This window comes from Flavobacterium sp. FlaQc-47 (assembly GCF_044006475.1).
Lineage (GTDB): Bacteria > Bacteroidota > Bacteroidia > Flavobacteriales > Flavobacteriaceae > Flavobacterium.
In genome coordinates, this window is record NZ_JBIPCQ010000007.1 from 80,382 (window position 1) to 106,434 (window position 26,053).

The following is a 26,053-nucleotide window of genomic DNA, read 5'->3' on the forward strand; positions in this document are numbered from 1 at the left end:
ATTGGATTAATTCTGCCTGCATTCGCAAAGTAATTTTATAAAAAATTTAAAAATCACATGGTTGTAGAAGGTTACAAATCTTAATTACTACACCATTTTGAAAAAACATTTTTTGATAAACTAATTTACATTTATTACAGTGTTGCCAATTAAAACTTGCGGCAGCAAAATTGAACCTTAACAACTTTATTAAACAGAACTAAAACATACTATTCATGAAAACGATATCAAATAAATCAAAAATAGTTTTTCTATCAACATTCCCTCCAACTCAATGCGGAATAGCAACATACACTCAGGATACAATAAAAGGAATTACAGACGTTTACGGTAAATCTATTACTTGCCAGATTTGTGAATTAGTTGATAAACCAAAAGCAAATCCAACACAGGCTTATACTTTAAACACAAAAAATAAAGAAGAATATACTAAAGTTGCCCACGAAATCAACAAAGATAAATCGGTAAAATTAGTTCATATTCAACATGAGTTTGGTTTATTTGGAGGAAACTACGGAGACTATTTATTAGATTTTTTGAATGAAGTAAAAAAACCACTGACTTATACTTTTCATAGTGTAATTCAAAATCCAAACAAAGAATTAAAAACTTTTGTAAAGTTATTATTATCCTATAGTAATTCGGTTTTTGTAATGACAAACCAGTCAAAAGAAATTTTGATGAGAGATTATGACATCGAAGATGAAATTATTACCTGCGTACCTCACGGAACTCATATTGTAATTTATGAAGCTCCGCAACAAGCCAAAGAAAAATTCAATATCCAGGATCGTAAAGTATTATCTACTTTTGGTCTTTTAGGAGAAGGAAAAAATATAGAAACCGGTTTACAGGCATTGCCAAAAATCATTGAAAACACACCAAACGCTCTTTATTTAATTATTGGCAAAACCCACCCCAACCTAATCGTTGACGGTGTTGATGCTTATCGCGATAAACTTGAAGCAATGGTTAGTAACCTGAACTTAAAAGATCACGTTAGGTTTATAAATGAATATTTAGATACAAATGAACTTTTAGATTACTTAAAAGCTACTGATGTTTATTTATTTACATCAAAAGATCCAAATCAGGCAGTAAGCGGCACTTTTTCTTATGCAATGAGTTGTGCATGCCCAATTGTAGCTTCAAAAATACCTCATACATTAGAGGTTTTAACTGAGGATTCAGGGATATTAGTAGATATCGGAAATGTAGACCAATTTTCAGATGCAGCCATCAAATTACTTTCAGATGACAATCTAAGAGAAGAAATGGGAATTAACGCTTTTAGAAAAACTCGTGCTTCATCATGGGAAAATGCAGCAATTACTCACATGAATACCTATCAGCAACTTTTTGAAAGCCAAACTGAAGTAAAATATACCTATCCATCAATACAATTGTCACACATCAAAAAACTGACAACTGATTTAGGAATTATCCAATTTAGTAAAATTTCAATTCCGGATCTTGAATCAGGATATACATTAGATGATAATGCACGCGCTTTAATTGCGATTTGTATGCATTACAAACTTACAAAGGATAAAGAAGATTTAGCATATATTCTAATTTATTTAGATTTCATCATACGTTGTCAACAGCCAAAAGGTGATTTTATCAATTATGTTGATCAGGAAAACCGCGAACATATCGAGCAAAATGCTGAAGTAAACTTAGAAGATTCTAACGCAAGAGCGATCTGGGCATTAGGAACAGTAATTTCACACTCGGATATTTTACCTGAAGCCATCACTAAAAAAGCATCCAAATGTTTATTGAACTCATTAAAATGGGCCGAAAGCATTCAATCGCCACGTTCAATAGGTTTTGCAACAAAAGGTTTATACTTATATCACACAGCTGTTCCTAACTTATACGTTGCTGCAATTATCAATAAACTGAATGCAAAATTGCTTTCTAATTATGAAATTCACGCGTCAAGCGACTGGAGATGGTTTGAAAACTCCATGACTTACGGAAATGGTATTTTACCGGAATCAATGCTGTTTGCATTTTTAACCACTAATAAACCTATTTATAAAAAAGTAGCTTTAGATTCACTTGACTTTTTAATGTCTAAAATGTTCAGTGAAAATAATTTCAAGGTAATCTCAAACAATGGCTGGTTACACAGAAATTCACAATCAGAAGTACATCCTTATGGAGAACAACCTATTGATGTTGCTTACACAATTCATACATTAAATTCATTTTACAGTGCTTTTGGTACGCCGGAATACAAACAGAAAATGAAGATTGCATTCAACTGGTTTTTAGGAAAAAATCATTTAGGTCAAATTATGTACAACCCAATTAGTGGTGGAGGTTATGACGGACTTGAAAAAGAAAATGTAAACTTAAATCAAGGTGCTGAATCAACTGTATGTTTCTTAACTGCAAGATTACTAATGGAAAACCTAAAATTATCCGAAATAAAAGTAATCCCCTTAATGAAACCCAATAAAGACGAAATTGCTATTAATTCGTAATAAATAAGATATAGATTAGTACTGACCAAAATCTATTCAACCCAGAAAATCCCTTTTTTATAAAAGGGATTTTTTGTTTTTTTGTATATTCAGGAAATTCTAAAACGAGCAATTTGACTGTTCGCGAAACCCGACAGGTTTTAAAACCTGTCGGGTTTACTGTGCTCAAAGTTGGGATCAATTTCTCCCTCCGTCAGAAACTAAAAAATTAGAAAACAAACAAACAAACAAACAAACAAACAAACAAACAAACAAACAAACAAACAAACAAACAAACAAAACGGCTCAAATCTGTTTAACCCGCGAAATCCGTGTGCCATTATTATAGATATATAATATACGAAATGAACCTAATAATCAGCCTTTAACATTTTCCGCATAACGTGATAATATTACACTTATTGTGTTTGACTATGTTAATTATATAAACTTCTAAAAAAGTTGTGTAAGATTTTCTTCCTACTTCTAAAGTAATTTTAACCTATAATAATCAAGGGGTATGCAATCTTCCTAAACCATTGATTTTATGCGATAGATTTAACTTAAAACATAGTATTTTGATTCTTACTTTAAAAAATACATTCACAGAAATAGGAAATGCAACCGTGTTTGCAAAGCAGTTTTTTAAAGAGGTTTTTGTTCCTCCTTATGAAACAAAAGAGTTCTTGAAGCAATGTTATGTTATTGGCTATAAATCCTTGCCTCTTGTTGCTATAACCGGTTTTATTATGGGTTTAGTACTTACGCTTCAATCAAGACCAACTTTGGTAAAATTTGGGGCGGAATCATGGTTACCCGGAATGGTGGCACTTTCTCTAATCAGAGAAATTGCGCCTGTTATTACAGCACTAATTTGTGCCGGTAAAATTTCATCAGGAATTGGTGCCGAATTAGGTTCCATGAAAGTAACAGAACAAATTGATGCGATGGAAGTTTCAGCGATAAATCCTTATAATTATTTAGTTGTAACCAGAATTTTAGCCTGTACATTAATGGTGCCTATTTTAGTCTTTTTTGCAGATGCTGTAGGGATCATTGGCGGATATGTAGGCATCAATATACATGGAGATGTTAATTTTTACAGATATCTCACACAAATTTTGCAATCATTAGAATTCCTGGATATTATTCCGGCAACTGTTAAAACCTTTTTCTTCGGATTTTTTATCGGAATGATTGGATGTTACAAAGGATTTAATGCCTCAAATGGAACTGAAAGTGTGGGAAAAGCAGCCAATTCAGCAGTTGTAACGGCTTCGTTAACCATTTTTATTATTGATATGGTCGCTGTTCAAATAACCGATTTATTTTTTTAAGATGATTAAGGATAAAGAAAACATAGAAGAACCTGTTTCAGATACCAAAACGCAAGAGCCTATGATTGTAATCAAAGACTTGCACAAAACTTTTGGGAAAGACAACAAGATTTTGCAAGGCGTAAATCTTACCGTAAATAAAGGCGAGGATTTAGTGATATTAGGACGATCAGGATCAGGAAAATCAGTTACTATAAAATGTATTGTAGGTTTAATTGAACCAGACAAAGGCGAAATAAAAGTATTTGACGAAAACATACTGAATCTAACAAAACCGGAACTGAATGCTATCAGAGTCAAAATTGGATTTTTGTTTCAAAGCGGTGCTTTATATGATTCAATGTCGGTTAGAGAAAATTTAGCTTTTACACTTAAAAAACACAAACGCGATCTAACTCCCGAAGAAGTTGAAAGTGAAGTTCTGGAAGCGTTGGATAATGTAGGATTGAGTGATGCTATTGACAAAATGCCATCCGAATTATCCGGAGGAATGCAAAAAAGAATTGGCTTAGCCAGAACTTTAATACTAAAACCGGAGATTATTTTATACGATGAACCAACAACCGGATTAGACACGATAACATCAAGAGAAATAAGCGAATTAATTCTCGACATCAAACATAAACGCAAAACTACTTCGATCATTATTACACATGATATGGCTTGTGCAAAACTAACAGCTGACAGAATCATGGTTTTAAAAGATGGAGTAATACACGCAGAAGGAACATACGAAGAACTAGAAAAAGACGAAGACGAATGGGTTAGGTCTTTTTTTCAATAATACTAAAAATAAATAATTAGAAATCATGGATAAGCAATCTGGATATACTTGGAAATTAGGAATGTTTGTAACAATAGGTTTACTGCTTTTTGTAATGGCGATTTACTTTATTGGAAAACAAAAAAATCTTTTTGGTTCAACATTCAACATCACATCCCAGTTCAAAACCGTTAGTGGTTTAGAAGTTGGAAATAATGTACGTTTTTCAGGAATTAATATCGGAACGGTCGAAGAAATTCAACTAATAAATGACTCCTCGGTAGTAGTAAGAATGGTCATTAAAGATGAAGTTCGTGAATTTATTAAAACAGATGCCCGTGCAAGTATTGGTTCTGACGGATTAATGGGAGACAAAGTGCTGACTATTTCTCCTGGAGTTAAATCTACAAAAGTGGTAGAAAATGGTGGTGCAATTCCATCTGTCAACGGAATTGAAATGCAGGATTTAATGAAAAGCGTTAAAAAAAGTGTTGATAATGCTGCTGTAATAACAGATGAACTTGCCATTTTTAGTCATAGTATGAATAACGGAAACGGTGCTTTGGCAAGATTAGTTCGCGATGATAAAATGGCGAGCAGCGTGTCAAACACACTTTCTAATTTAGAATCCGGTACAAAAGGTTTCAGTGAAAATATGGAAGCGGCAAAAAGCAACTTTTTACTTAAAGGTTATTTCAAGAAAAAAGAGAAAGAAAAAGAAAAGAAAAAAGAAGAACTAAAAGAGAAAAAGGAAGAACAACAGGAAAAAGCTGCTAAAGAAAAAGAAGAGAAAGAAAAAGCGGCAAAAGAGCAAAAGGAAAAAGAAGAGAAAGCGAAAGAGGAAAAAGCTAAAGAAGACAAACAAAAGCTTGAAAAGCAAAAAGAGGAAGACGCTAAAAAAGCGCAATCTGCAAAAGGAAAACAATAAAAATAATTACGCAGTGAAAACTTTTTAAAACATAGACACATAAATTTCATGTTTTAAAAAGTAATCAAAGAAGAAATATATTTCTTTTCACACAAGAATAATATATGCATTAAACAGATGGAATGCCTTTTTTTCAGTTTAAAAGTATGTTTGATGTGTTAAAAATAGTTGCTTCAACTACGATTAAAGTATATAATTATGAAAACCTCATATAAAAATATAAGCCTCAAAATTTTAAAAGTAACAGGAATAGTAATAGCAAGTATCTTGCTGTTACTATTTTTGATTCCGCTACTTTTTCCCGGAACAGTTGCCACTGAAGTAAAAAAAATCGCAAATGAGCGTTTAGATTCAAAACTGGATTTTACAAAATCCAGACTTTCTTTTTTTACACATTTTCCGTCGCTTACCGTTTCGCTTGACGATTTATCACTTACAGGTTCGGCGCCATTCAGCAATGATACTTTACTAAAAGCAGAACAAGTTGCTTTTGGGATTAACCTTAAAAGATTAATTTTTGACAATGAAGTAAAAATTAATAAATTATACGTTTCAAAAGCATTAATCAATATAATGGTCAACCAAAAAGGACAAGCTAATTATAACATTTATGTAGCTCCGAAAGATCAAAAACCGGAAGATCCAAATAACCCTGATGAAGGAACCGCAATCCGGTTAGAACGAATTGATCTTGAGGATTGTCATGTAAAATACAACGACCGTTCTGCCAAAATTATGGTTGATGCAAAAGGTTTTAATTATGTTGGTAAAGGAAATTTAAGCGAAGATATTTTTGATTTAAAAACAGATGCCAGAATAGACAATGTCGATTTCTATTACAAGCAAACAGCCTATTTAAGACAAAAAGAACTTCGTGCTGATTTAATTACCAGAATTAATACACACGCACTTTCGTTCATTCTTCAAAAAAATGAGTTACGAATCAATAAATTACCTTTAAAATTTACTGGTTTATTTACCATTTTAAGAGACGGATATAAAATCAATATTAAAGCAGCATCTGAAAACACCACCTTAAAAGATTTATTTTCAGTGATGCCGCCGGAATATTTAACCTGGATGGATGAAACCGAAATCTCCGGTAAAAGTGACTTGCTTTTTACTTTTAGAGGAAATTATAATATTGCCAAAAACCAAAAACCAGATTTGGCTTTCAATTTAAAAATTGATGAAGGTGCTATAGATTACCAGAATGCTCCTGCCCCATTAACAGATTTTAAAATGAATCTAAACGCGGTTTTGCCTTCACTTGACATAGAAAAACTATTGGTGAATCTGGATACTTTTAAGTTTAAAGTGGGCGAAAAAGATTATTTCACCGCTTATTTACGCAGTAAAGGTTTTAACGAAATGACAGTTGACGCAAGTGTAAAAGGCGCATTAGATCTGGCTACAGTTGATGCTGCGCTGGGTTTAACAAGTCTTGACTTAAAAGGGATTCTAAAAACTAATATTCAGGCAAAAGGTGTTTTTAGTACATCAAAAAAACTGTTCCCTAAAACTATTGGCGGAATCGCATTACATAACGGCTGGCTAAAAACCGACTCCTATCCTAACCCTATTAAAGACATCACTTTTGTGGCGAATGTATTAAACAAAGCCGGAACATTTCAGGATTTGATTGTTGCGGTTGCTCCTGCTTCATTTGTTTTTGAAGGAAATCCGATGTACGTAAACGCCACACTTTCTGATTTTAGCGATTTAGCGTATAACGCAAAAATAAAAGGCGAACTCAATGTTGGACGTATTTATCAGGTTTTTTCTCAAAAAGGACTTGATGTTACGGGTTATGCAAAAGCAGATCTTTCGTTGAAAGGGAAACAAAGCTATGCTACAAAAGGGCAATATGACAAATTAGATAATCGAGGCACTATTGTCTTAAAAAATATAAAAACAACCTCACAACTTTTCCCGAAAGCATTTTTTATCAAACAGGGAAATTTCCGTTTTCAGAATGAGAAAATGTGGTTTGAAAGATTTGATGCTTCTTACGGAAAATCTGATTTTGCCATAAACGGATATTTACTGAATACGATTAATTACTTTCTGGAATCACACGGAACCTTGAGCGGGAATTTCAATATGAAATCAAAACTGATTAATGTTGATGAATTTATGGCGCTTAAAAAGGGAGAAAATATTGATCGTAATATCGAAGTGCAATACGCCAGAGAAGATCATCCTAAAATGAGCGGAGTTGTTATTGTACCTAAAAACTTAAATGTTGCACTTACTGCAAATGCAGATAAAGTTGAATATAACGGTTTAGTTTTAAACAAACTGAATGGTAAAATAGGCATCACAAAAGATGGTTTTTATTTACAAAATACCACTTTTAATATCATTGATTGTATTATGGGAGTTGACGCTAATTATAAAGATGAGTCGCCAACATCAGCACATTTTGATGCTCATTTTACCGCCAAAGATTTTAGCGTTCAAAGAGCTTACAAAGAAATCCCGATGTTTCATGATATGGTTTCAGCAGCAGAAAAAGCAGAGGGAATTATTTCTGTTGATTATAAAATCAAAGGAGATCTGGACGGAAATATGGGACCTATTTACGAATCTCTTGAAGGTGGCGGAAAAATAAATTTACGCGATGTAAAAGTCAAAGGTTTGAAATTATTTGACGGAATCAGTTCTCAAACCGGACAAAAAGGTTTAGACGATCCTAATTTGAAAGGAATTGAAATTAATTCAACCATTGATAATAACTTAATAAGTATAGAAGATTTCACTTTTAGCGTTGCTAGTTTCAGACCTACAATAAAAGGAACAACAAGCTTTGACGGACTTTTAGATTTACGAATGCGTTTAGGATTACCTCCATTTGGTATAGTCGGATTTCCTATTGTGATTACAGGAACTCACGATTCCCCTAAAATTAAAATTTTCAGTAAAACAGGTCAAAAAATTATTGGAGCTGTTTATGATGAAAAAAATAACAAAGTAATTAAGGAAGAAAAAGTAAGTAAACGAAAAAAGTAAATTGCAATGAAATCTAAAAAACAAAAGAAAAGCAGTGCTTTCGAAAAATTTGCCACCAAAGTTTCTAAAGCCGCAGGAAGTACAACAGCTTTTATAGGTGCTTTTTTAATTGTAGTTGTTTGGGCAGTTTCAGGACCTATTTTCAATTATTCAGAAACCTGGCAATTGGTAATCAATACCGGAACTACAATTATTACTTTCCTGATGGTGTTTTTGATTCAGAAAGCACAGAATAAAGATTCACTTGCCATTCAATTGAAGTTAAACGAATTAGTGGCTTCAAACGAATATTCCAGTAATAGCCTGGTCGACATTGAAAGTATGACCGAGGAAGAAATGATTATCGTTCAAAAATATTATCACCGACTTAGTGAACTGGCTAAAGAAGATGAAAGCATCAGAAGTTCGCATTCTATTGCCGAAGCACAGGACCAGCACGAGCGAAAAGACAAAAACAGAACTAAATCACGCACCAGAAATATAACCAAAAAATGAAACTACGTTCCTCTGAAACTTTTTGGCCTTTAAAAAGCGCCATGAAATACAGCTATCCATCCATAGACGAAGATCTCAAAACAGAAATTTTAATTATTGGTGCTGGAATTACAGGCGCATTAATCGCTTACAAATTAATTTCCGAAGGTAAAAAAGTAATATTAGTGGATCGTCGCGACGTTGCTAACGGCAGCACGGCGGCGAGTACCGCTTTGCTACAATATGAAATTGATGTTCCGCTGCACAAACTTATAGAATTGAGGGGAGTACAATGCGCTGTAAATAGTTATACAAATGGAAAAAAAGCCATTTTTGATTTGCGAACTATTATTGATACCATAAAAAGCGATTGTCAGTTTGAGTTCAAAAAAAGTATCTACTATTGTTCCTTAAAAAAAGATATTCCGTTTTTAAGAAACGAATATAAATGCCGGAAAGAACACGGATTTGATGTTAACTGGCTGGAAAGATGGCATCTTGAAAAAATGGGACTTAATGCCATTGCCGCAATAGAATCAAAAACAGCCGCCGTTATGGATCCTTATAAATTTGCAAATGATTTAATTCATTACTGTAAAAAAAAGGGAATGCTGGTTTATGACCGAACCAATATTACATCGATTCAAAATCAAAAAGGAAAAGCAATAGCCCAAACAGAAGATAAATTTACCATAACCGCAGATCACGTAATTCATTGCACAGGTTATGAAAGCACCGAAACTATAAATGAAAAGATAGTAGATTTAAAAAGTACGTTTGTAATTGCATCCGAAAGTCAGGAGACTTTACCTACGGCTTTTAAAAACGCCATTTTTTGGGATACTTCAAATCCATATTTATACTTTAGAGTCACCAGAGATAACAGAATTATTATGGGTGGCGGTGATGAAGAATTCAAAGATGCAATAAAGCGTGATAAACTACTGCCTAAAAAAGAACAATATCTTTTAAGACATTTTAAAAGAAAATTCCCTAATATCGATTTTAAATTAGATTATTCCTGGGCAGGAACTTTTGGAGAAACCAAAGATGGTTTACCGTATTTTGGAAAACAAGATCCCAACAAAAATGAGCATTATGTCCTGGGCTTTGGAGGAAACGGAATCACTTTTAGCGTTATAGGAATGAATTCGATTTTAGACTCGATTAATGATAAAAAGAATCAGGATCTGGAGTATTATCGATTTGGAAGGTGAAAATTTTACTTTTTTTAAGGTTCAAAGGAACAAAGGAATAAAAGGTACAAAGAAGCCAACCTTTGAGCCTCTGCACCTTTGTTCCTTTGAACCTTTTTACTAAATAACCAACTCCATCTGAATATTACAACGTTTATAAGGTGTGGCTAAACCAAATACTTTCTGGAAACCCAATTTATTATACAAGTTAATTGCAGGTTTTAAGATTGTATTGCTTTCCAGATATATTTTGCTAGCGCCTTGTTCTCTGGCAGTATTTACAATTGCCTGACCTAATAAAAAGCCAATATTTTTCCCTTGAGCTTTTGGAGAAACTGCCATTTTTGCCATTTCAAAATCATACGTTGGATTTTTCATTTTGATCAGCGCACAAACTCCAACAGGCTCATTTCGGTACAAAGCCACGAAAATTTTTCCGCCTTTGTCTAAAATATATTCCTGCGGATTGTCGAGAGCTTTATAATCTGCTTCTTCCATTTCGAAATAAGTCGAAATCCATTCTACGTTTAATGATTTAAAAGCTTCAAGATATTGAGGTTCAAAATCTACAATTTGCACGTCATGGCTTTCACGTTTTTTCTTTTCCTCGTTTACCCTTTTGAATAAACTTTTTTGTTCCAATAAAAATTCCCATTCTTCAAGTGCTGCCCAGAGATTGTAACTTGATTCAAAAATTAAACCATCAACAGCCGCTTCCACATCTTTTAACTGCAATTTTAATTCTTTCGAAAATTCCATTCCTTGCGATGTCAGACCCACAATATTCCTGCGTTTATCATTGCTTTTTTGGCTTTCTTCGATCAATCCTGCCACAATCATTTCCTGCACAATTTTACTGACTGATGGTTGAGAATGACCAATTTCATTGGCAATTTCTGTAATGGTTATTTCCTTTTCTTCCATCAAGGTATAAAAAACCGGAAACCATTTTGGCATAAAATCCATTCCGTACGATTCATATATTTTCGCAGCATCATCAGTAATAATCGCTGTCATTAAACGTAATCGGCTACCTAAAGCCACCTTACCAACCTTATTAAAAAATTCCATATATAATTAATTACATAACTAGTTATGCAAATGTAATTGTTTTTTAGATACGAAGGTTATAAGAGGTAGAGTTTTTTTAGGTTTAGAAGTACAAAGTGGCAAAGGTTTCCTTAAAGGCGTACAACATTATCTTTTGAAATATGAAGATTAAAGGTTCAAAAAGCTTATAAAAGCCGCATAAATCCGTTTAACCAGTAAAATCCGCGGGCAAATTAGAAGCAAAAAAAGAATGCGAACTTCGAGAACACTTTTAACAGTAAGAAAACCGTATAAATCCGTTTAACCCGTAAAATCCGCGGGCAAATTATACACAAAAAAAAGAGACGCACTACTGTGCGCCTCTACGAAGACATTAATAATATCTTATATTGATAACAAAAAGCCTTTGTACCTCTGAACCTTAGCACCTTTGAACCTTCCTTGAACCTCCTTTTAAGCTGTAATAGCCAACGGATTCAAATTGAATTTATATTCTTTTGGAGAACAATTGAATTTTTCCTTGAAGATTTTAGAGAAGTAGCTTCTGCTGGTAAAACCAATGCAGTAAACTATTTCAGATATATTTAAATCAGAAGTTCTAATTAATATTTCGGCTTTTAAAACACGCATATGAGTAATGTAGTCATTTACGGTTCTGTTATGAATCAATTTGAAACCTTCCTGTAGTTTGTTTGGTGATAAACCGGACTTTTTACTTAGTGATTTAATCGTAAAAGCTTCTTCAGGATTTGCTTTAATAGCTTCCGAAAGTTCTTTTATTTCTTCCATTTCTCTTAAAGTCAAACAACTTGTATCTTTAGCACCAATGCTTACATCATCTGTATGTTGTTGGATTTCCATGGCAAGAATAATTCTTAAAATTCCTTCTTTCAATAAATTTCTAACGATTCCGGTTTGTGTAATCGCATTTAATTGTTCGATTTTCTCTGCAATTTTCAAATTATACGAACCTACATAAAAGAAATCCTGAACCTCATTATTTTCAAAGAAAGTATCTTTTACTTTATGATTCAAAGAATGTTTTTGATCTGCATTTTGCGTTCCCACAATTATCAATGTCAATTGAGTGTTTTTACCTTTTTCAAAGAACAAAACATTATCTTCTTTTTCCTTTGAAGTTACAATTGCAGTCTGAAACGTTTTAAAAGCACGTTCCTCGCCCGTAACACCAAATCTATGCGATAAATTTCCCTTTGAACAATAAGCAAAATATATTGGTGATGATTTTGAATTTAAAATATCCATTCGAACATCAACAGAAAATGTCATATCAAATTGAACATAAGAAATATTATCATTAAAAGAAGCACCAATTATAGAACCTTTGGCAAAATTATTATTCGTTTCTAATGTATATTCGTCTAAATCAAAAGTTACTTTTCCTCCAAAGTTTGCATTTAACTCTTCAAATATATTTTGAGTTTTTTCTGTATTTATAGTAACTATTTTCATTTTGCCCGGATTTAAATTCTACTTAATTTGATATAGATTTTATAGAGTAAGTTCCGTTTTGTGGTATACGGATTTCTAAAAATCTACGATTCAAAGTTCGGTCAGAAGTACAGCAAGAATGTTATATAATTTTTCTAAATTGTTTTATAATTACTTCCGAATGATTATTTTAAGATTTAAATTCTTTACCTTAACTATTGCAAAAAGTAATTATATGAAAAGTTTTTCCTTCTCCCCAATAGCAAAAGATGACGCTAAGATTTTGATTTTAGGCACAATGCCCGGAACAAAATCATTAGAGCTGAACCAATATTATGGACATAATCAAAATAATTTCTGGAAATTTATGTTCGCTATATTTAATGAAGATTTCACAACCGATTACGAAACTAAAAAAGCACTTTTGCAAAAAAATAAAATTGCAGTATGGGACGTTTTACAATTTTGTGACCGTGTTGGAAGTTTAGACAGCGCCATAAAAAACGAAATAGCAAATGATTTTGAAACATTTTTGGAACAGCATCCCAATATTAAAACCATTTTGTTTAATGGGCAGGCTGCAGCGGCATTCTTCAAAAAATATGTTCATTTAAAAAACCCGTATCGACTTATTACGTTACCCTCTACAAGTCCGGCAAATGCCAGTAAAACATATCAGTCTAAGCTAGACGAGTGGAAAATTATTGCGACATTATAATAAACCCCTTAGGTATAATGCAGCAAAATTTATTTAAATACATAGAAACATAGATTTTATGTGTTTGAAAATAGTAAATCAAAAAGAAACTCGTTTCTTACACATAACAATATATTAATGCTAATTAAACGCCTTTTTTCACTTCAATAATTCAATGTTATACACAATGTTGAAATCCTATAACATTTGTCTTTCAAAATATAACAGCTTTTCTTACAATCAATATTAATTTTACAAAAACAAATAAAGCCATGTAGAATGAATCATGAAATTGAGGCTTTTTTTAAGATATTTTAGATATTACTGAGAGAACTTTAATAAGTTTAATTATAAAGGAAACATTGGTTATGTTAGTTTATTTTTGGAAAAAAAGCTATTCTATTTTTTAGGGTAGCTTTTGTTTTTTATACCCATTAAACACAAAACAGCTATGAAAATTCAAACCTACTACAATCATATACGGTTTTATACACCGCATCATTTTGTTTATTATCCTATTCTGACTATTTTTTTAGCTTTAAGTATTTACTTTGCCTTCACAACAAATGATGCCTTAATCTGGACGTTTATAAGCGTTGTTTTTATCTTTTTATTTTGCCTTGCTTTTATGTTACGCCAGCATTATTCGTTAATTCTTCAAAACCGAATTGTGCGATTAGAACTTCGTTATCGTTACTTTACCCTTACCGGAAAAAGGCTTGAAGAATTTGAATATAAATTGACCGACGATCAAATATTTGCACTGCGTTTTGCGCCTGATAATGAAATACTTCCGCTTATAGAAGATGCTCTAAAAAACAACTTAACCGGAGATGCAATCAAAAAAGCGATTGTACACTGGAAGGGAGACTATAACAGGGTTTAACAAATGTCAATAGCAATAGCAACTTCAAAAATCAATTTCAAATTTTAAATTCAATAAAATTGATTTGCTTTTCTTTAAGCAGCTTTTCTTTTGAAATTGAACAAAATATAAATTAAAAAGCCAATCAGCCACATTATTACAATAACGCCAAAATAAATTGCAATAATTGACTGATGGAGATAGTTTGGCTCATAGAATAATCTTTCTAAAGTCATGAATTTTTCTTTCAAAGCTTTTCTGTCATAATTATTCCTGATCTCATTCAGCACCTCATCATTGTGATTTTTAAAATACTCAACATCTTTCGCAAGGTTTTTAGGAACAATAGCAGTTTCGATCCTGTATTTCTTTAAAAGTGTATCTAATTTTTTAAAATTAGTAACTAAAGAATCTTGCTTGTACTTATAAATCAGCTTGTAACGTTTTACCGCAGCATCAAATTGCTGTTTCTCTTTCGGAATGCCATTTACAGGTTGGTACAATGACTTATTTTCCAGAAATATGCAAATATCACCATCATATCTGGGCTTTACTTCCTGCCCTTTATAAATAATTTCAGTACTATCCTTAATTATTTTCTTAGAAATAATACGTTCCTTAAGTTCTTTTTGTCCAAAACCAATATGATCCAAAATCGAACTCGTTACTGTTGAAACTTTATCTAAATCAGTTGTCAGCATTTTCAGCGTATCAATGCTGTAATAGGTACTTTCGGTACTATAATTTTGATCCGAAATCAAAGTACTGTCCACAACTTCAATAACCGGATATGGTTTTGGGTATAAAATATTAAGCGGATTAAATAATTTCTCAGAACTATAAGATGTATAGTTATACAAAAACGGATTTAAAACATTCAGCAGCGTTTTATCCTTATTAAACTCTTTTTCTGATAATTCCGATTTCAATTTTGCATTCAATCCAAAACTATAACTCACAAAAAAAGAAAAACTCAAAAAAGAAATCAGCAATAAGACGCCGCCAATTTTAAGCAATTTTCCAAAAGAATAATTTTGTCCTGAATGATTTTTTAGTATAAAAATCAGAAAGAAAAGTAAAAACAAACCACTTACAAAGAAGTGCGAAATTGAAACATCATCATAAAATTTAAACCTGTAAAACTCAGTATAAATATCAATATTCCCAATTCCTTCAAACATAAAATAGCCATATAAAAAATAGCCCAAATGAATCAATAATAATACTACACCAGATTTTACGAAGAAATGCTTTAATTTTTTATCCATGTTTTATTTTAAGAGATTACTCTCAAATATAATTAATCTTTTTAAAAGTTAATGTCAATGTCAAAAATCAATGTGAATGTCAAAAATCAATGTCAATGTCAATGTCAAAAAGCAATGTCAATGTCAAAAATCAATTTCAATGTCAAAAATCAATGTGAATGTCAATGTCAAAAAGCAATGTCAATGTCAAAAATCAAATGTCAATTTCAAAAAGCAATGTCAATGTCAAAAATCAAAGTAAATGTCAATGTCAAAAATCAATGTGAATGTCATAATTAGGATAAAATTGAATTGTAATTGTTTTTTGCAATTATTTTTTGATATTGATTTTTGATATTGATTTTTGATATTGATTTTTGATATTGATTTTTGATATTGATTTTTGACATTGCTTTTTATAATTGTTTTTTGTAATTGTTTTTTGATATTGATTTTTGATATTGATTTTTGAAATTGATATTGATATTTCTTTTCACTGATTATCAATGTTATTACAGAAAAATAACAAGAAAAAACTCAGTATGTATGATTTTTTTTGCTAACTTTAAATGTTTCAATTTTATCAATAAATCTAAAAGTAAGTCTCATGAAAAAATTGTTTTATTTTTTGATAGTTTTCTTTTTCTATTGTACAATTTACGCTCAGACTACAGCTGAAATCCCCGTAGAAAATACTTTAACGACGCTACAAAACAATTCTAATTTGTCGGCTCAAAATTATGAGGCAGAAGATTTACCCTGGCACGGACGTCGTTTTAAATTTACCGCCGGCGTATTTTTTCCGTCAAATAATACACAGGTTGAAGTAGGAAGTAATAATGGTGATTTTGGAAATATGATTGATTTTGAAAACGATCTGGGATTTAAAAAAAATACTACCTCATTTACCGGAGCATTTGAATGGAGAATTTCCAGAAGATCCAGATTTGGCGCAGAATATTTTTATTTAAAACGAACAGCCACTAAAACGCTGCAAAAAGAGATAGAATTTGGCGACCATACTTATCCTGTCAATGCAACCGTTTCGGCATTTATGGACAATCAAATTTATCGCATTACTTATGGATATGCATTCGTATCACAACCTAAATATGAAATTGGTGCACTTATAGGAGCGCATATTACGCTTGCAGATGTGGGTTTAAATCTGGAAGCTGCTACGGCACAAGCAGAATACAAAGACAGTTTTGATTTTACTGCACCACTTCCCGATCTGGGACTTTGGACAGAAGTTGTTCTGGCAAAAAAATGGGGGATTTATGCAAATGCGAACTATTTTGCTATAAAAGTTGATGAAATCGACGGGCGTCTTTGGAGTTATAATTTGTCCGTATTATACAATGTTTACGAAAACTTAAGTCTAACAGCAGGTTATACAGGCTTGAACATGAGAATTGATGTAGACAGAGAAAAACTAAACGGATTTTTTAAATGGGGTTATAATGGTCCAACGTTAACTGCAACTTATGCCTTTGGGAATCACGTTAAGTTTTATAGACATTAAGTTTTTTTTTTGAACCATATAAGTTCATAGAAGAAATTATAAGTTTTATGTTGAATTTATATTACTGTTTTTTTTTGTCAAAATGCGGCATTAAGGATTGCAGTCAATGTCATTACGTTAAGCTTTTTTTGTAATTAGAGCAATGTAAACTAATATTTGAATGTGCCGTTAGGCACTAAATATTGGTAGTTAATATAATATAGATTCGAAATATGTTGGCGTGCCGTAGGTACGCAACAAAATGATAACTATTGCGTACCTACGGCACGCTAGATTTATTCCGATTTCTATGCGAACTACCAATATTTAGTACCTAACGGCACAAATGGTAAGACGCATCAAAAAATTTGTTTTTAAAAAATAAATCAGAATCACAAAAAGCACGAATTGTAATCGAAATAAAAAACCTTTGTCAAAGTCTAAAACTTTGACAAAGGTCCCGCCAAACTTATAATTTCTTCTATGAACTTATATGGTTCAAAAAAACTCAAAATAAACTTCAACTCATTATTTTTCAATGGGAGAAAATTTTATAGCTGTTCCTCCGCCAGCTGCTAATTTCAGATCTAATATGGTTTTGCTATTTACTTTTTGTTTTGAAATCGTCACCGGATATGGATTCGTTTTATAATTTGCTCCTGCTCCATCGGCATAAATTACGGCTTCGTAATCTTTTCCTTTGTCCAGAAATGATAAAGCTACATTAAGGTTTCTTGCATCTCTATTTGTTATCGAACCTAAATACCAGTTTTTTTCGTCCCAGTCTTTGCGGACAATTGTGGTGTAATCACCTATTTTAGAATCTAAAATTTTAGTCTCAGACCATGTACACGGAACATCTTTTATAAACTGAAATTCCGGTTTTCCTTCATAATTCTCCGGCAAGTCTGAAGCCATTTGCAACGGACTGAAAATAATCACATACAAGGCTAATTGATTTGCCAAAGTAGTCTGCACTCGCGCTCCTGAAGGCGTTTTATAATCAAAATTAAAATTTCCCGGTGTATAATCAAACGGTCCGGAAAGCATTCTGGTAAAAGGCAAAGTCGTTAAATGTTCCGGAGTATTTCCTCCATCAACTGACCACGCATTATATTCCTGACCTCGCCCGCCTTCCTGCGTCATAAAGTTAGGATATGTACGCTGTAATCCTGTTCCTTTTATAGGTTCGTGATTGTCGATCATGATATGATATTTCGCCGCCGTTTCCATTACTTTTCTGTAATGACGCGCTCCGTATTGGCTGTCATGCCATTCTTTTTTATCCAGATATTTATTTACGTAACCTGTTTTTACGGTATTTACGCCCATTTTTTGATACAATTTAAAAGCATCTTCAAGTTGGCTTTCGTAATGTTTTGTTGCTCCGGCAGTTTCATGATGTCCTATTAAACGAACATTTTTTATCGCGGCATATTTTGTAATTTCTTCAAGATTAAAATCAGGATATGCTTTTACAAAACTAAATGATGAACCGTCAGCAGTCCAGTCGCCGTCCCAGCCTTCGTTCCAGCCTTCAACTAAAACTCCGTCAAGATTGTTTTTTGCCGCAAAATCAATGTATTCTTTAGTGTTTTTAGTTGTTGCGCCATGCTTTGGTCCTTGTCCCCAAGTGAATTTTTCTAAATGCATTCCCCACCAAATCCCAATATATTTTGAAGGCGTAATCCACGAAAGATCTTCAATTTTTGAAGGTTCGTTTAAATTCAGCATAATGGTAGAAGTCGCTACTTCGCCCGGAGTTTTTCCCACAACAATAGTTCTCCACGGAGTTTTAAAAGGTGTTTGAGCATAGACTTTTACACCATTTTTCCACGGTACTAACTCGCTTTTGTATTGTTTATCATTTGTTTTAAGTAACGTCATTGAAGTAAAATCCGTTAAGTTGGCTTCGTGAATTGCCACAAATAATTTTTCTTTGGTTTCAAAAGTCGCCGGAGTATTTATCGTATCGGTTTTACTTGTTGGCGTTTTGCGATACGTACTTTCATAATAACTGTTTTCACGATGGACGGGAATCCACCAAACATCATTATTTGATTTAAACGTGAATTGAGTGATCTCATTTGATATTTCTACCTTATCTAAATGGGGTTGTTTTGGGAATTCATATCGAAATCCTGCACCATCATCAAAAATCCTGAAAATAATATCAACCAGACGCTCCTCGCCTTTGGATTCTTTCAAATGAACAATTAATTCGTTATGGTGATCTCTCACTTTTTTGAATTCTCCCCACGGTTGTTCCCATGTTTCATCCGCTGCTTTTTCTTCGGTGGAAACCACTTCAAAACCATCTGTCATTTTTTGGATTCCTTTAAATTCAAATCCTAATAAAGAGGGTTCTATAACGGATTTTCCGTTAGCAGTAAAACTATATTGCGGCTGACCGGAAGCAGTTAATTCAAAAACTAGTTCGGTATTTTTTCCGGGAGAACTTATTTTGTATGTTTTTTTAGTACCAGAACTGCAAGCGTAAATCAATATCAACGCTAAAGCGATTAAACAGTATCTATATTTTATGTTTTTCATTATTTAATTGTATTAATTACAACTCTTATTTAATTTCGTTTAGTAACTGTTTTGCTTTTGCTGGCTGCATGGAAACAAAATAATTAAAAGCCTGATCTAATTGTTTTTGGGCATCGGCATTGCCTTTCTTTTCTGTTCTCAGATTATACATTTTACTGATATCAGGAAAAACAGTTTCGGTACTTTTTACACCTGCAAATGCTTTTACTTTTTCAATATAGCTATAACCGAATTCTACCGTTGGTTCAAACATTGTTCCTTCGCCAAAGTCGTTCCAGGTGATTAATTGCAGGAAGTTTATATTTTCATTTTTAGCCAGAGAAAGTGTTTCATCAAGAGTTGCCCCACTGTTATGTTCTATTGTCCAGCCAATTGCTGCTCCACCGCCGCCTTCGGCATAAAAATCTTTAAATCCGGGATAAGCACTTCCCATTGCAACAGCTAATTTTGGTTTTGTATTGGTATAAAAATTAGTGAGATACGTACTGTTTTTATACACCCAGGCATATTCGCCTGAAGCATTTTCTCCTGCTTCTACTGATTGATCCCAAAGCGTTAAAAAAGTAGGTTTTGTGGTTAACGTATTAAAAACGTTTGTCCATTCGGCTGGAGTTTGCAATACAATTGGTCCAAAATTCAGCAACAATGGTTTCCCGTTTACTTTGATGTAATTTTTATCATCAAAATAATTTTTCTCCATATAAGCCAAGTCGGTTTTTGCTGCGCTGGTAACAGATATTGCTTTTCCGGCATTTACTACATTCGTCAAAATTCTATCTTCGTAAACTATGGCATATTCTAAACCAACTTTGTCCAGCATGGCGATAAGCTGTTCTGTGTTTTCTTTTACCATTCTGTAATCGTTGACATCATAAGTGCCGTACCAATCGATTAAAACTCCATCGATTCCGGAATATTTCATCAATAATAAATGATTTTCGATCACATTTTTATCACCTGAATGATAGGGACCAATTAGCGGATAATAATAGGACGCAATTTCTCTGCGATTGTTTGCGCCTGTGTTGTTTGGATTTTTGTTTGCCATTGTCCAGTGATATCCCCATTTTTTATCGGCGCTACTTTCATTGGTTTCAAACCAGGGCATATAATGAACGTAAATTTTGGTGCTATTTGTTTTTTCAATCGCAACAGGCTGAATTGTTTCTGGTTCTGTGGGCTGATCTGAATTTTTATCGTCGCTGCTACAACCTGCAATGACTAAAATATTCATGATCCCAAAAAACAATAATGTGATAGATCTTTTCATATTGATGTATTATTTGTTTTTATTTTTCTGCCATTGAATTTTCTCACGAAGATTTGGCAGATTGAGCTGATTTTTTTTGACACTGCTTAAAAGATTATCACAGATTTTTTAATCGTTTTAATCTGAAAATCTTTGGCTAAAATTATTTCACGCAGATTTAAAATGATTTAAGCAGATTTTGCAGATGTTTTTATTTTTTTAATCAAAATTAATCTGCTTTAATGAGTAAAATCTGCGTGAAACTTTTTTAATCTTTTAATCTGTGCTAATTTTTTCTCACGCAGATTTTGCAGATCTGGCAGATTTTTTTTTTGCTACTGATCAAATGTTTTTTACTAGAAATGTTACAATCGGATTTATTCAAATACATCAAAATTAGATCTGCTTAATCTGTAAAATCTGCGTGAAACTTTTTTAATCATTTTAATACTTTTATCTGTGGCTAATTTTTTCTCGCGCAGATTCTGCAGATCTGGCAGATTTTTCTTTTGCCCATGATTGAATGATTTTTAATTTTTAATTCTCAATTTTTAATTTATACCCTCATTTACATAAAAAATATGTCAGCCTTCCACGACTAACCAACACGGAAGACTGACATTCAACAATTTAGTACCCAGGATTTTGTACCAAATTTTTATTTGTGGTTAAAACTGTACTCGGAATTGGGAAAATTGCTCTGTATTTCTCCGTTGCTCCTTTTTCCCACCAAGGAAGAAAATAGGTTCCAAAACGGATATTATCAGTTCTTCTTCTTCCTTCAAATGTAAATTCCTTCAGCAATTCTTTATCTATAAAATTAAGGTCGATTGTTGTTGGCATTTCTTCTCCCGCACGTGCTGTAATTTGCTGAATAAAAGGTTTCGCTAAATCAGCAGATCCTAAACGAACGTAACATTCCGCTTGCATCATCAGGATTTCGGCATAACGAATTAATACAAAATCGTGATCACGTTCCCATTGTTCTCCGGCTTTCATTTCGTATTTTCCTAAACGGACTCCTTGATTTTCTTTGGCATCAGCCACACTTGTAACTGTTTCTGTATAAGTTAAAGGTTCTCCGTTATCCATTACAATAACTTGTCCGGTTGCTGCATTAATCTGATCACCGGCAACCATACATTTTCTTCTTTTATCTGTTGCTGCAAAAGCCGAATAAACGCCAGGTTGTGCGCACATTCCGTTTCCACTCCACGGATAATCATTTCCCGAAGCCGAAATTGTTAATTTATGAAGATAATGGCATGACATTGAGTTCATATAATTACCTAATGTTCCTGCTTTTGAATCGTACGGAATTGCGAAAATAATCTCTGGTGACTTTTGATTTTCTGTTGCAAAATTGGCAAAGAAATCAGGCGTTAAAGTATATCCCGTCACTTTCTGACACATATTAATACAATCCTGCCAACGCGCTGTCCCTATAAAAGCTTCAGAATTAAGATATAATCTGGCCAATAATGAATAGGCTACGTTTTTTGTTAATTTAGAATACACCACATTTGATGTTAAATGCGGAATCGCGTCCAGTAATTCTTTCTCGACAAAATCATACACTTGTTTTCTGGTAGAATTGGATGGCAAAGAGGTATCTTCAAAATTTACTACGATTGGCACATTCCCAAATGCATCTAAAAGATTGTAGTAATAATAGGCTCTCAATGATTTTAATTCGGCATAAATTGGTGCTTTTGCAGCATCTGTCAACGATGATTTATCCACTTGATAAAGGATCGAATTGATCTTGGCAATTCCGGTATAATTGTAACGCCATGACGAAAGAATCAAACGGTTATCTGCTTTCCAGATATGTTTTTGTACATCCTGATATTGACCTCCGTCGTACCAGTTTGTTCCTCTTGTTGGGATTGTAGCTTCATCTGAAGCAGTTTCATTCAAAAAGAAAACATACTCACTTGTTGGATAATTATTTGATATTCCGTCAGCAAATCCTCTTAATGATGAATAGGCTCCTCCCACTAATGCATCAACTTCTTTTGGAGTATTTCCAAAATTTCCATCTTCAACTTTATCATATAAATCTTCATTTAAATTGGTACATGATATCGTAAAAAGCATGCTAACTAATAGTGCTGCAGTTATTTTGATTTTCATTTTATATATTTTTGAGTTAATCGCTTAGTTATTCAGCGTAAAATTTAATCCTACAGAAATCGTTGTTGGACGAGGATAATTATTATATCTGTCAATTCCCGGAGCTGCTAATCCGGTTAAATCCATTACGCCTGTTTGATTTATTCCGTCTTGTGCATTTAAACCAATTTCAGGATCTACGCCTTTATAGCTTGTAAATACGGCCAGATTCTCTCCCATAAGATATATTCTAAGTTTAGAACTTTTGTATTTTAAAGGCAAAGTATATCCTACGGAAACGGTTTGAAGCCTGAAGAAAGAAGCATCTTCGATCCAGTAATCTGAATATTTAGGTGCAGATGTGATGCCGCTATTCAGGAAATCATCCGGAACATTGAACGTTGGTAATCTGTTAGGATCATTCAGCATCATGTTGGTTGCGTTTAAAGCTTTTTGACCAAACATTCCATATCCTGAAACGCCTAAATCAAAGTTGCCATAAGTAAAATTCATTCCAAGACCCATTGTTAAATCAGGCTGAATATTTCCTAAATCTCTTTTATCAGCATCCACTAAATTACTTTCTGCCACTACACTTCCGGCTGCATTATAGTACTGAATTTTACCATTTTCATCAAGTCCTGCATTTTTGAAACCCCAGAAAGTTCCAACTGGATATCCTTCGGCAATAATTTGAGAATATTGTCCAGACATTCCTGCTAATCCGTGAAGAGATCCGCTGTAAATAACATCGGTTTTATAAGTAGGATTTGATAATTTTTCTATTTTTTGAATGTTGTGTCCTAATGTCAAATTCGCATTCCAGGAAAATTTATCGCCTTTTATAATATCGGCATTCAAAGTAAGTTCAACTCCTTTGTTTGACATTTCCCCCACATTTGCTAACATTGTTCCCACTAAATAAGGCGGTTGAGGCACTTCGTAAGTGTATAATAAATCGTCGGTATTTTTTACGTAATATTCAAATGAACCAGTAATTCTGTTGAACAGACTAAAATCTAAACCAACATTTAATTGTCTTGTTGATTCCCATTTTAAGTCAGGATTTGGGTTTTGTTTTGGCGAATAAGCTAAACTCCACGTTCCTGTTGCAGGATCATAGTAACTATCATTACCGACTCCTAAAATCGAAAGTGATTTATATTCCCCAATTCCGTCCTGATTTCCTGTAACTCCGTAACCCACTCTCACTTTAAGATTGTCTAACCAGCTTTTTGTACCACTCATAAACTCTTCGCTGGAAACTTTCCATGCTGCAGAAGCTGATGGGAATGTTCCCCATTTATTGTTTTCTCCAAAACGGCTTGAACCATCACGTCTCACTGTTCCGGTCAGTAAATATTTACCATCATAAGCATAATTTGCACGGGCATAAAAGGAAACTAAATTTGATTTGCCTTTATACGAATACACATCGCCTAAACGATAATTGTAACCCGCACCAAGATTGTTATAACTAAAAGCATCGGTTACAAAACCACTTCGTTGTGCGCCAAAACCTTCATAGATATTTTCTAAATACGAATATCCTGCAAGTGCGCCAATCGTATGTTTGTCGATCACTTTATTATAGTTTACATAAAGTTCGCCTTGTGCATTTGCATATTCAGCATAGGTTCTTTGAGCATAACCGTTTTCAGTCACTCCTTCCATAACCGCATAACTTGGTTTGTAAGTGGCTCCTTTTACCGCATTATGTTCATAAGATATATTCGCAACCGCAAGAAAATCTTTTGCAAATTTCACTTCGGTTTTAAAATAGCCTAATAATCTGTGTCTTTCGTTATCAACGGTTCTGTTCGTTAAAATTTCAACGGGATTTTCATAAATATTTCCTGCTACAGAGGAGAAATTTCCGTTAGCATCATATACCGGAATTGTTGGATTTAAATTATAAGAACGTTCAAAAATTCTATAATCCATTGGGTGCCATTTGTCAACATTGGCAAATAAACCCATGTCAAATTTCACCTCTTTATTATCTCCCAGATATTGATAGGCATTGATGTTTCCGCTCAATCTTTCAAGACCCGTTTTTTTGATCACACCTTCATTATTTAAATACGAAAGTGACGTTCTGAAACCACTATCTGCTTTTCCTGAATTAATACTTAAAGTATGTGACTGCGAAATAGCCGTTTGCTGTAACGCTTTTTGCCAGTTTGTATTTCCGCCGTAATCAACAGCATCCGTATTTCCTGTACTGCGAACGTAACCTCTCCATTGATTGGCTGACAAAAGATCTAAATTATCTGTTACATAACCCACGCTTGATAAACCGCTGTACGTAACCGAAACTCCTTTTGTACCTGATTTTGTGGTAATAATAATAACTCCGTTTGCTCCTCTTGATCCGTATATGGCTGTCGCCGAAGCATCTTTAAGAACATCAACTGATTTAATATCAGATGGCTGAACAATATTAATATCAACTCCCGCAATTCCGTCAACCACAATCAGCGGACTATTACTTGCAGTTAGGGAAGTTCCTCCGCGCAAGCGAATTGTAGAACCCGCAGCCGGATCTCCGGATGGGCGAATGATATTTAATCCCGCTACTTTTCCTTGTAAAACCTGTTCTGTAGAAGAGATTGTTCCTTTTACTAAATCATCTGATTTTAAACTAGAAATCGCTCCCGTTAAATCTGATTTTTTTTGCGTTCCGTAACCTACAGAAACTACCTGAACCTCAGCAAGCATGTAACCGTCATTTTGTAAACGAACGTCTAAATTAGGTTTTGTTGCCGCCGTAATCTGTACTTTTTGAGTGGTTGAACCAATGAATGAAACTTCAATAGCACCTCCTAAGGCTACAGATATAACAAATTTACCGTCAAAATCTGTGGTAGTTGCATTTCTGGTTCCTGCTTCAAGAACTGTCGCTCCCGGTAATGCAGATCCTGTATTATCATAAACGTTACCTGTTACCTGCTTTTTTTCCTGAGCAAATATTCCTGCCGAAAGAAAAAGCATGAAAAGCATGAATACCACATTTTTAGTAGTCCACATGTGATGCAGGACTATTTTTTTATTTTTACTATTCATATGTAGTTATTTATTGTTTTTTTTATCGGTCATATGTAATTCGCATAATCATTATTGGTTATAACCACATT

Annotated in this window: 17 protein-coding genes; 10 read left to right on the forward strand and 7 right to left on the reverse strand. The window is 33.4% G+C overall.

Annotation, left to right across the window (positions count from 1 at the left end; genetic code table 11):
- Window positions 1-215: 215 nt before the first annotated feature.
- From ACHRVX_RS19915 to ACHRVX_RS19945, 7 genes are all read left to right on the forward strand, one after another.
- A complete protein-coding gene (locus ACHRVX_RS19915) occupies window positions 216-2,495 on the forward strand; it encodes a glycosyltransferase (protein WP_395335460.1) in 2,280 nt (759 codons plus the stop codon).
- Window positions 2,496-3,052: 557 nt separating this feature from the next.
- On the forward strand, window positions 3,053-3,811 hold the full coding sequence (locus ACHRVX_RS19920; RefSeq protein WP_083693934.1) for an ABC transporter permease: 759 nt from the start codon (window positions 3,053-3,055) through the stop codon (window positions 3,809-3,811).
- A gap of 1 nt (window position 3,812) precedes the next feature.
- Window positions 3,813-4,595 (forward strand): ABC transporter ATP-binding protein, encoded by a 783-nt coding sequence (locus ACHRVX_RS19925; protein ID WP_395335464.1) that lies wholly within the window; start codon window positions 3,813-3,815, stop codon window positions 4,593-4,595.
- A 25-nt stretch (window positions 4,596-4,620) separates the two neighbouring features.
- On the forward strand, window positions 4,621-5,502 hold the full coding sequence (locus ACHRVX_RS19930) for an MlaD family protein (protein WP_395335466.1): 882 nt from the start codon (window positions 4,621-4,623) through the stop codon (window positions 5,500-5,502).
- Between the two features lie 198 nt (window positions 5,503-5,700).
- Entirely contained in the window at window positions 5,701-8,514 is a 2,814-nt protein-coding gene (locus ACHRVX_RS19935; protein ID WP_395335469.1) for an AsmA family protein, read from the forward strand.
- Between the two features lie 6 nt (window positions 8,515-8,520).
- On the forward strand, window positions 8,521-9,009 hold the full coding sequence (locus tag ACHRVX_RS19940; RefSeq protein WP_395335472.1) for a low affinity iron permease family protein: 489 nt from the start codon (window positions 8,521-8,523) through the stop codon (window positions 9,007-9,009).
- Window positions 9,006-10,205 (forward strand): NAD(P)/FAD-dependent oxidoreductase, encoded by a 1,200-nt coding sequence (locus tag ACHRVX_RS19945; protein ID WP_395335475.1) that lies wholly within the window; start codon window positions 9,006-9,008, stop codon window positions 10,203-10,205. Before ACHRVX_RS19940 ends, ACHRVX_RS19945 begins: the two co-directional genes overlap by 4 nt.
- Window positions 10,206-10,304: 99 nt before the next feature.
- Here ACHRVX_RS19945 and ACHRVX_RS19950 read toward each other — a convergent pair whose 3' ends face one another.
- Complete coding sequence (locus ACHRVX_RS19950; protein ID WP_395335477.1) at window positions 10,305-11,255, reverse strand: GNAT family N-acetyltransferase; 951 nt, start codon at window positions 11,253-11,255, stop codon at window positions 10,305-10,307.
- A gap of 432 nt (window positions 11,256-11,687) precedes the next feature.
- On the reverse strand, window positions 11,688-12,707 hold the full coding sequence (locus ACHRVX_RS19955; RefSeq protein ID WP_395335480.1) for a helix-turn-helix domain-containing protein: 1,020 nt from the start codon (window positions 12,705-12,707) through the stop codon (window positions 11,688-11,690).
- A 214-nt stretch (window positions 12,708-12,921) separates the two neighbouring features.
- Here ACHRVX_RS19955 and ACHRVX_RS19960 point away from each other — a divergent pair, with 214 nt between their 5' ends.
- Together ACHRVX_RS19960 and ACHRVX_RS19965 are read left to right on the forward strand one after the other, a co-directional pair.
- On the forward strand, window positions 12,922-13,404 hold the full coding sequence (locus tag ACHRVX_RS19960; protein WP_395335483.1) for a DNA-deoxyinosine glycosylase: 483 nt from the start codon (window positions 12,922-12,924) through the stop codon (window positions 13,402-13,404).
- A 430-nt stretch (window positions 13,405-13,834) separates the two neighbouring features.
- Window positions 13,835-14,269 carry a DUF6526 family protein gene (locus ACHRVX_RS19965; RefSeq protein ID WP_395335486.1) on the forward strand — a complete coding sequence of 145 codons (435 nt, stop codon included), beginning with the start codon at window positions 13,835-13,837 and terminating at the stop codon, window positions 14,267-14,269.
- A 74-nt stretch (window positions 14,270-14,343) separates the two neighbouring features.
- On the opposite strand, the gene ACHRVX_RS19970 is transcribed toward ACHRVX_RS19965, so the two are convergent.
- Complete coding sequence (locus tag ACHRVX_RS19970; protein ID WP_395335489.1) at window positions 14,344-15,516, reverse strand: hypothetical protein; 1,173 nt, start codon at window positions 15,514-15,516, stop codon at window positions 14,344-14,346.
- A 586-nt stretch (window positions 15,517-16,102) separates the two neighbouring features.
- On the opposite strand from ACHRVX_RS19970, the gene ACHRVX_RS19975 reads away from it, so the two are divergent.
- Window positions 16,103-17,020, forward strand: a complete 918-nt coding sequence (locus ACHRVX_RS19975) for a hypothetical protein (RefSeq protein WP_395335491.1) — start codon at window positions 16,103-16,105, stop codon at window positions 17,018-17,020.
- Window positions 17,021-17,527: 507 nt separating this feature from the next.
- Here ACHRVX_RS19975 and ACHRVX_RS19980 read toward each other — a convergent pair.
- From ACHRVX_RS19980 to ACHRVX_RS19995, 4 genes are all read right to left on the reverse strand, one after another.
- The gene (locus ACHRVX_RS19980; RefSeq protein ID WP_395335494.1) at window positions 17,528-19,552 is read right to left on the reverse strand and encodes a glycoside hydrolase family 97 protein; all 2,025 of its coding nucleotides are present in this window, start codon (window positions 19,550-19,552) and stop codon (window positions 17,528-17,530) included.
- 25 nt (window positions 19,553-19,577) lie between these two features.
- A complete protein-coding gene (locus ACHRVX_RS19985; protein WP_395335497.1) occupies window positions 19,578-20,822 on the reverse strand; it encodes a glycoside hydrolase family 71/99-like protein in 1,245 nt (414 codons plus the stop codon).
- Between the two features lie 609 nt (window positions 20,823-21,431).
- A complete protein-coding gene (locus ACHRVX_RS19990; protein WP_395335500.1) occupies window positions 21,432-22,937 on the reverse strand; it encodes a RagB/SusD family nutrient uptake outer membrane protein in 1,506 nt (501 codons plus the stop codon).
- A 24-nt stretch (window positions 22,938-22,961) separates the two neighbouring features.
- Window positions 22,962-25,982: a SusC/RagA family TonB-linked outer membrane protein gene (locus tag ACHRVX_RS19995; RefSeq protein WP_395335502.1), complete on the reverse strand. Its 3,021-nt coding sequence runs from the start codon at window positions 25,980-25,982 to the stop codon at window positions 22,962-22,964.
- Window positions 25,983-26,053: the final 71 nt, after the last annotated feature.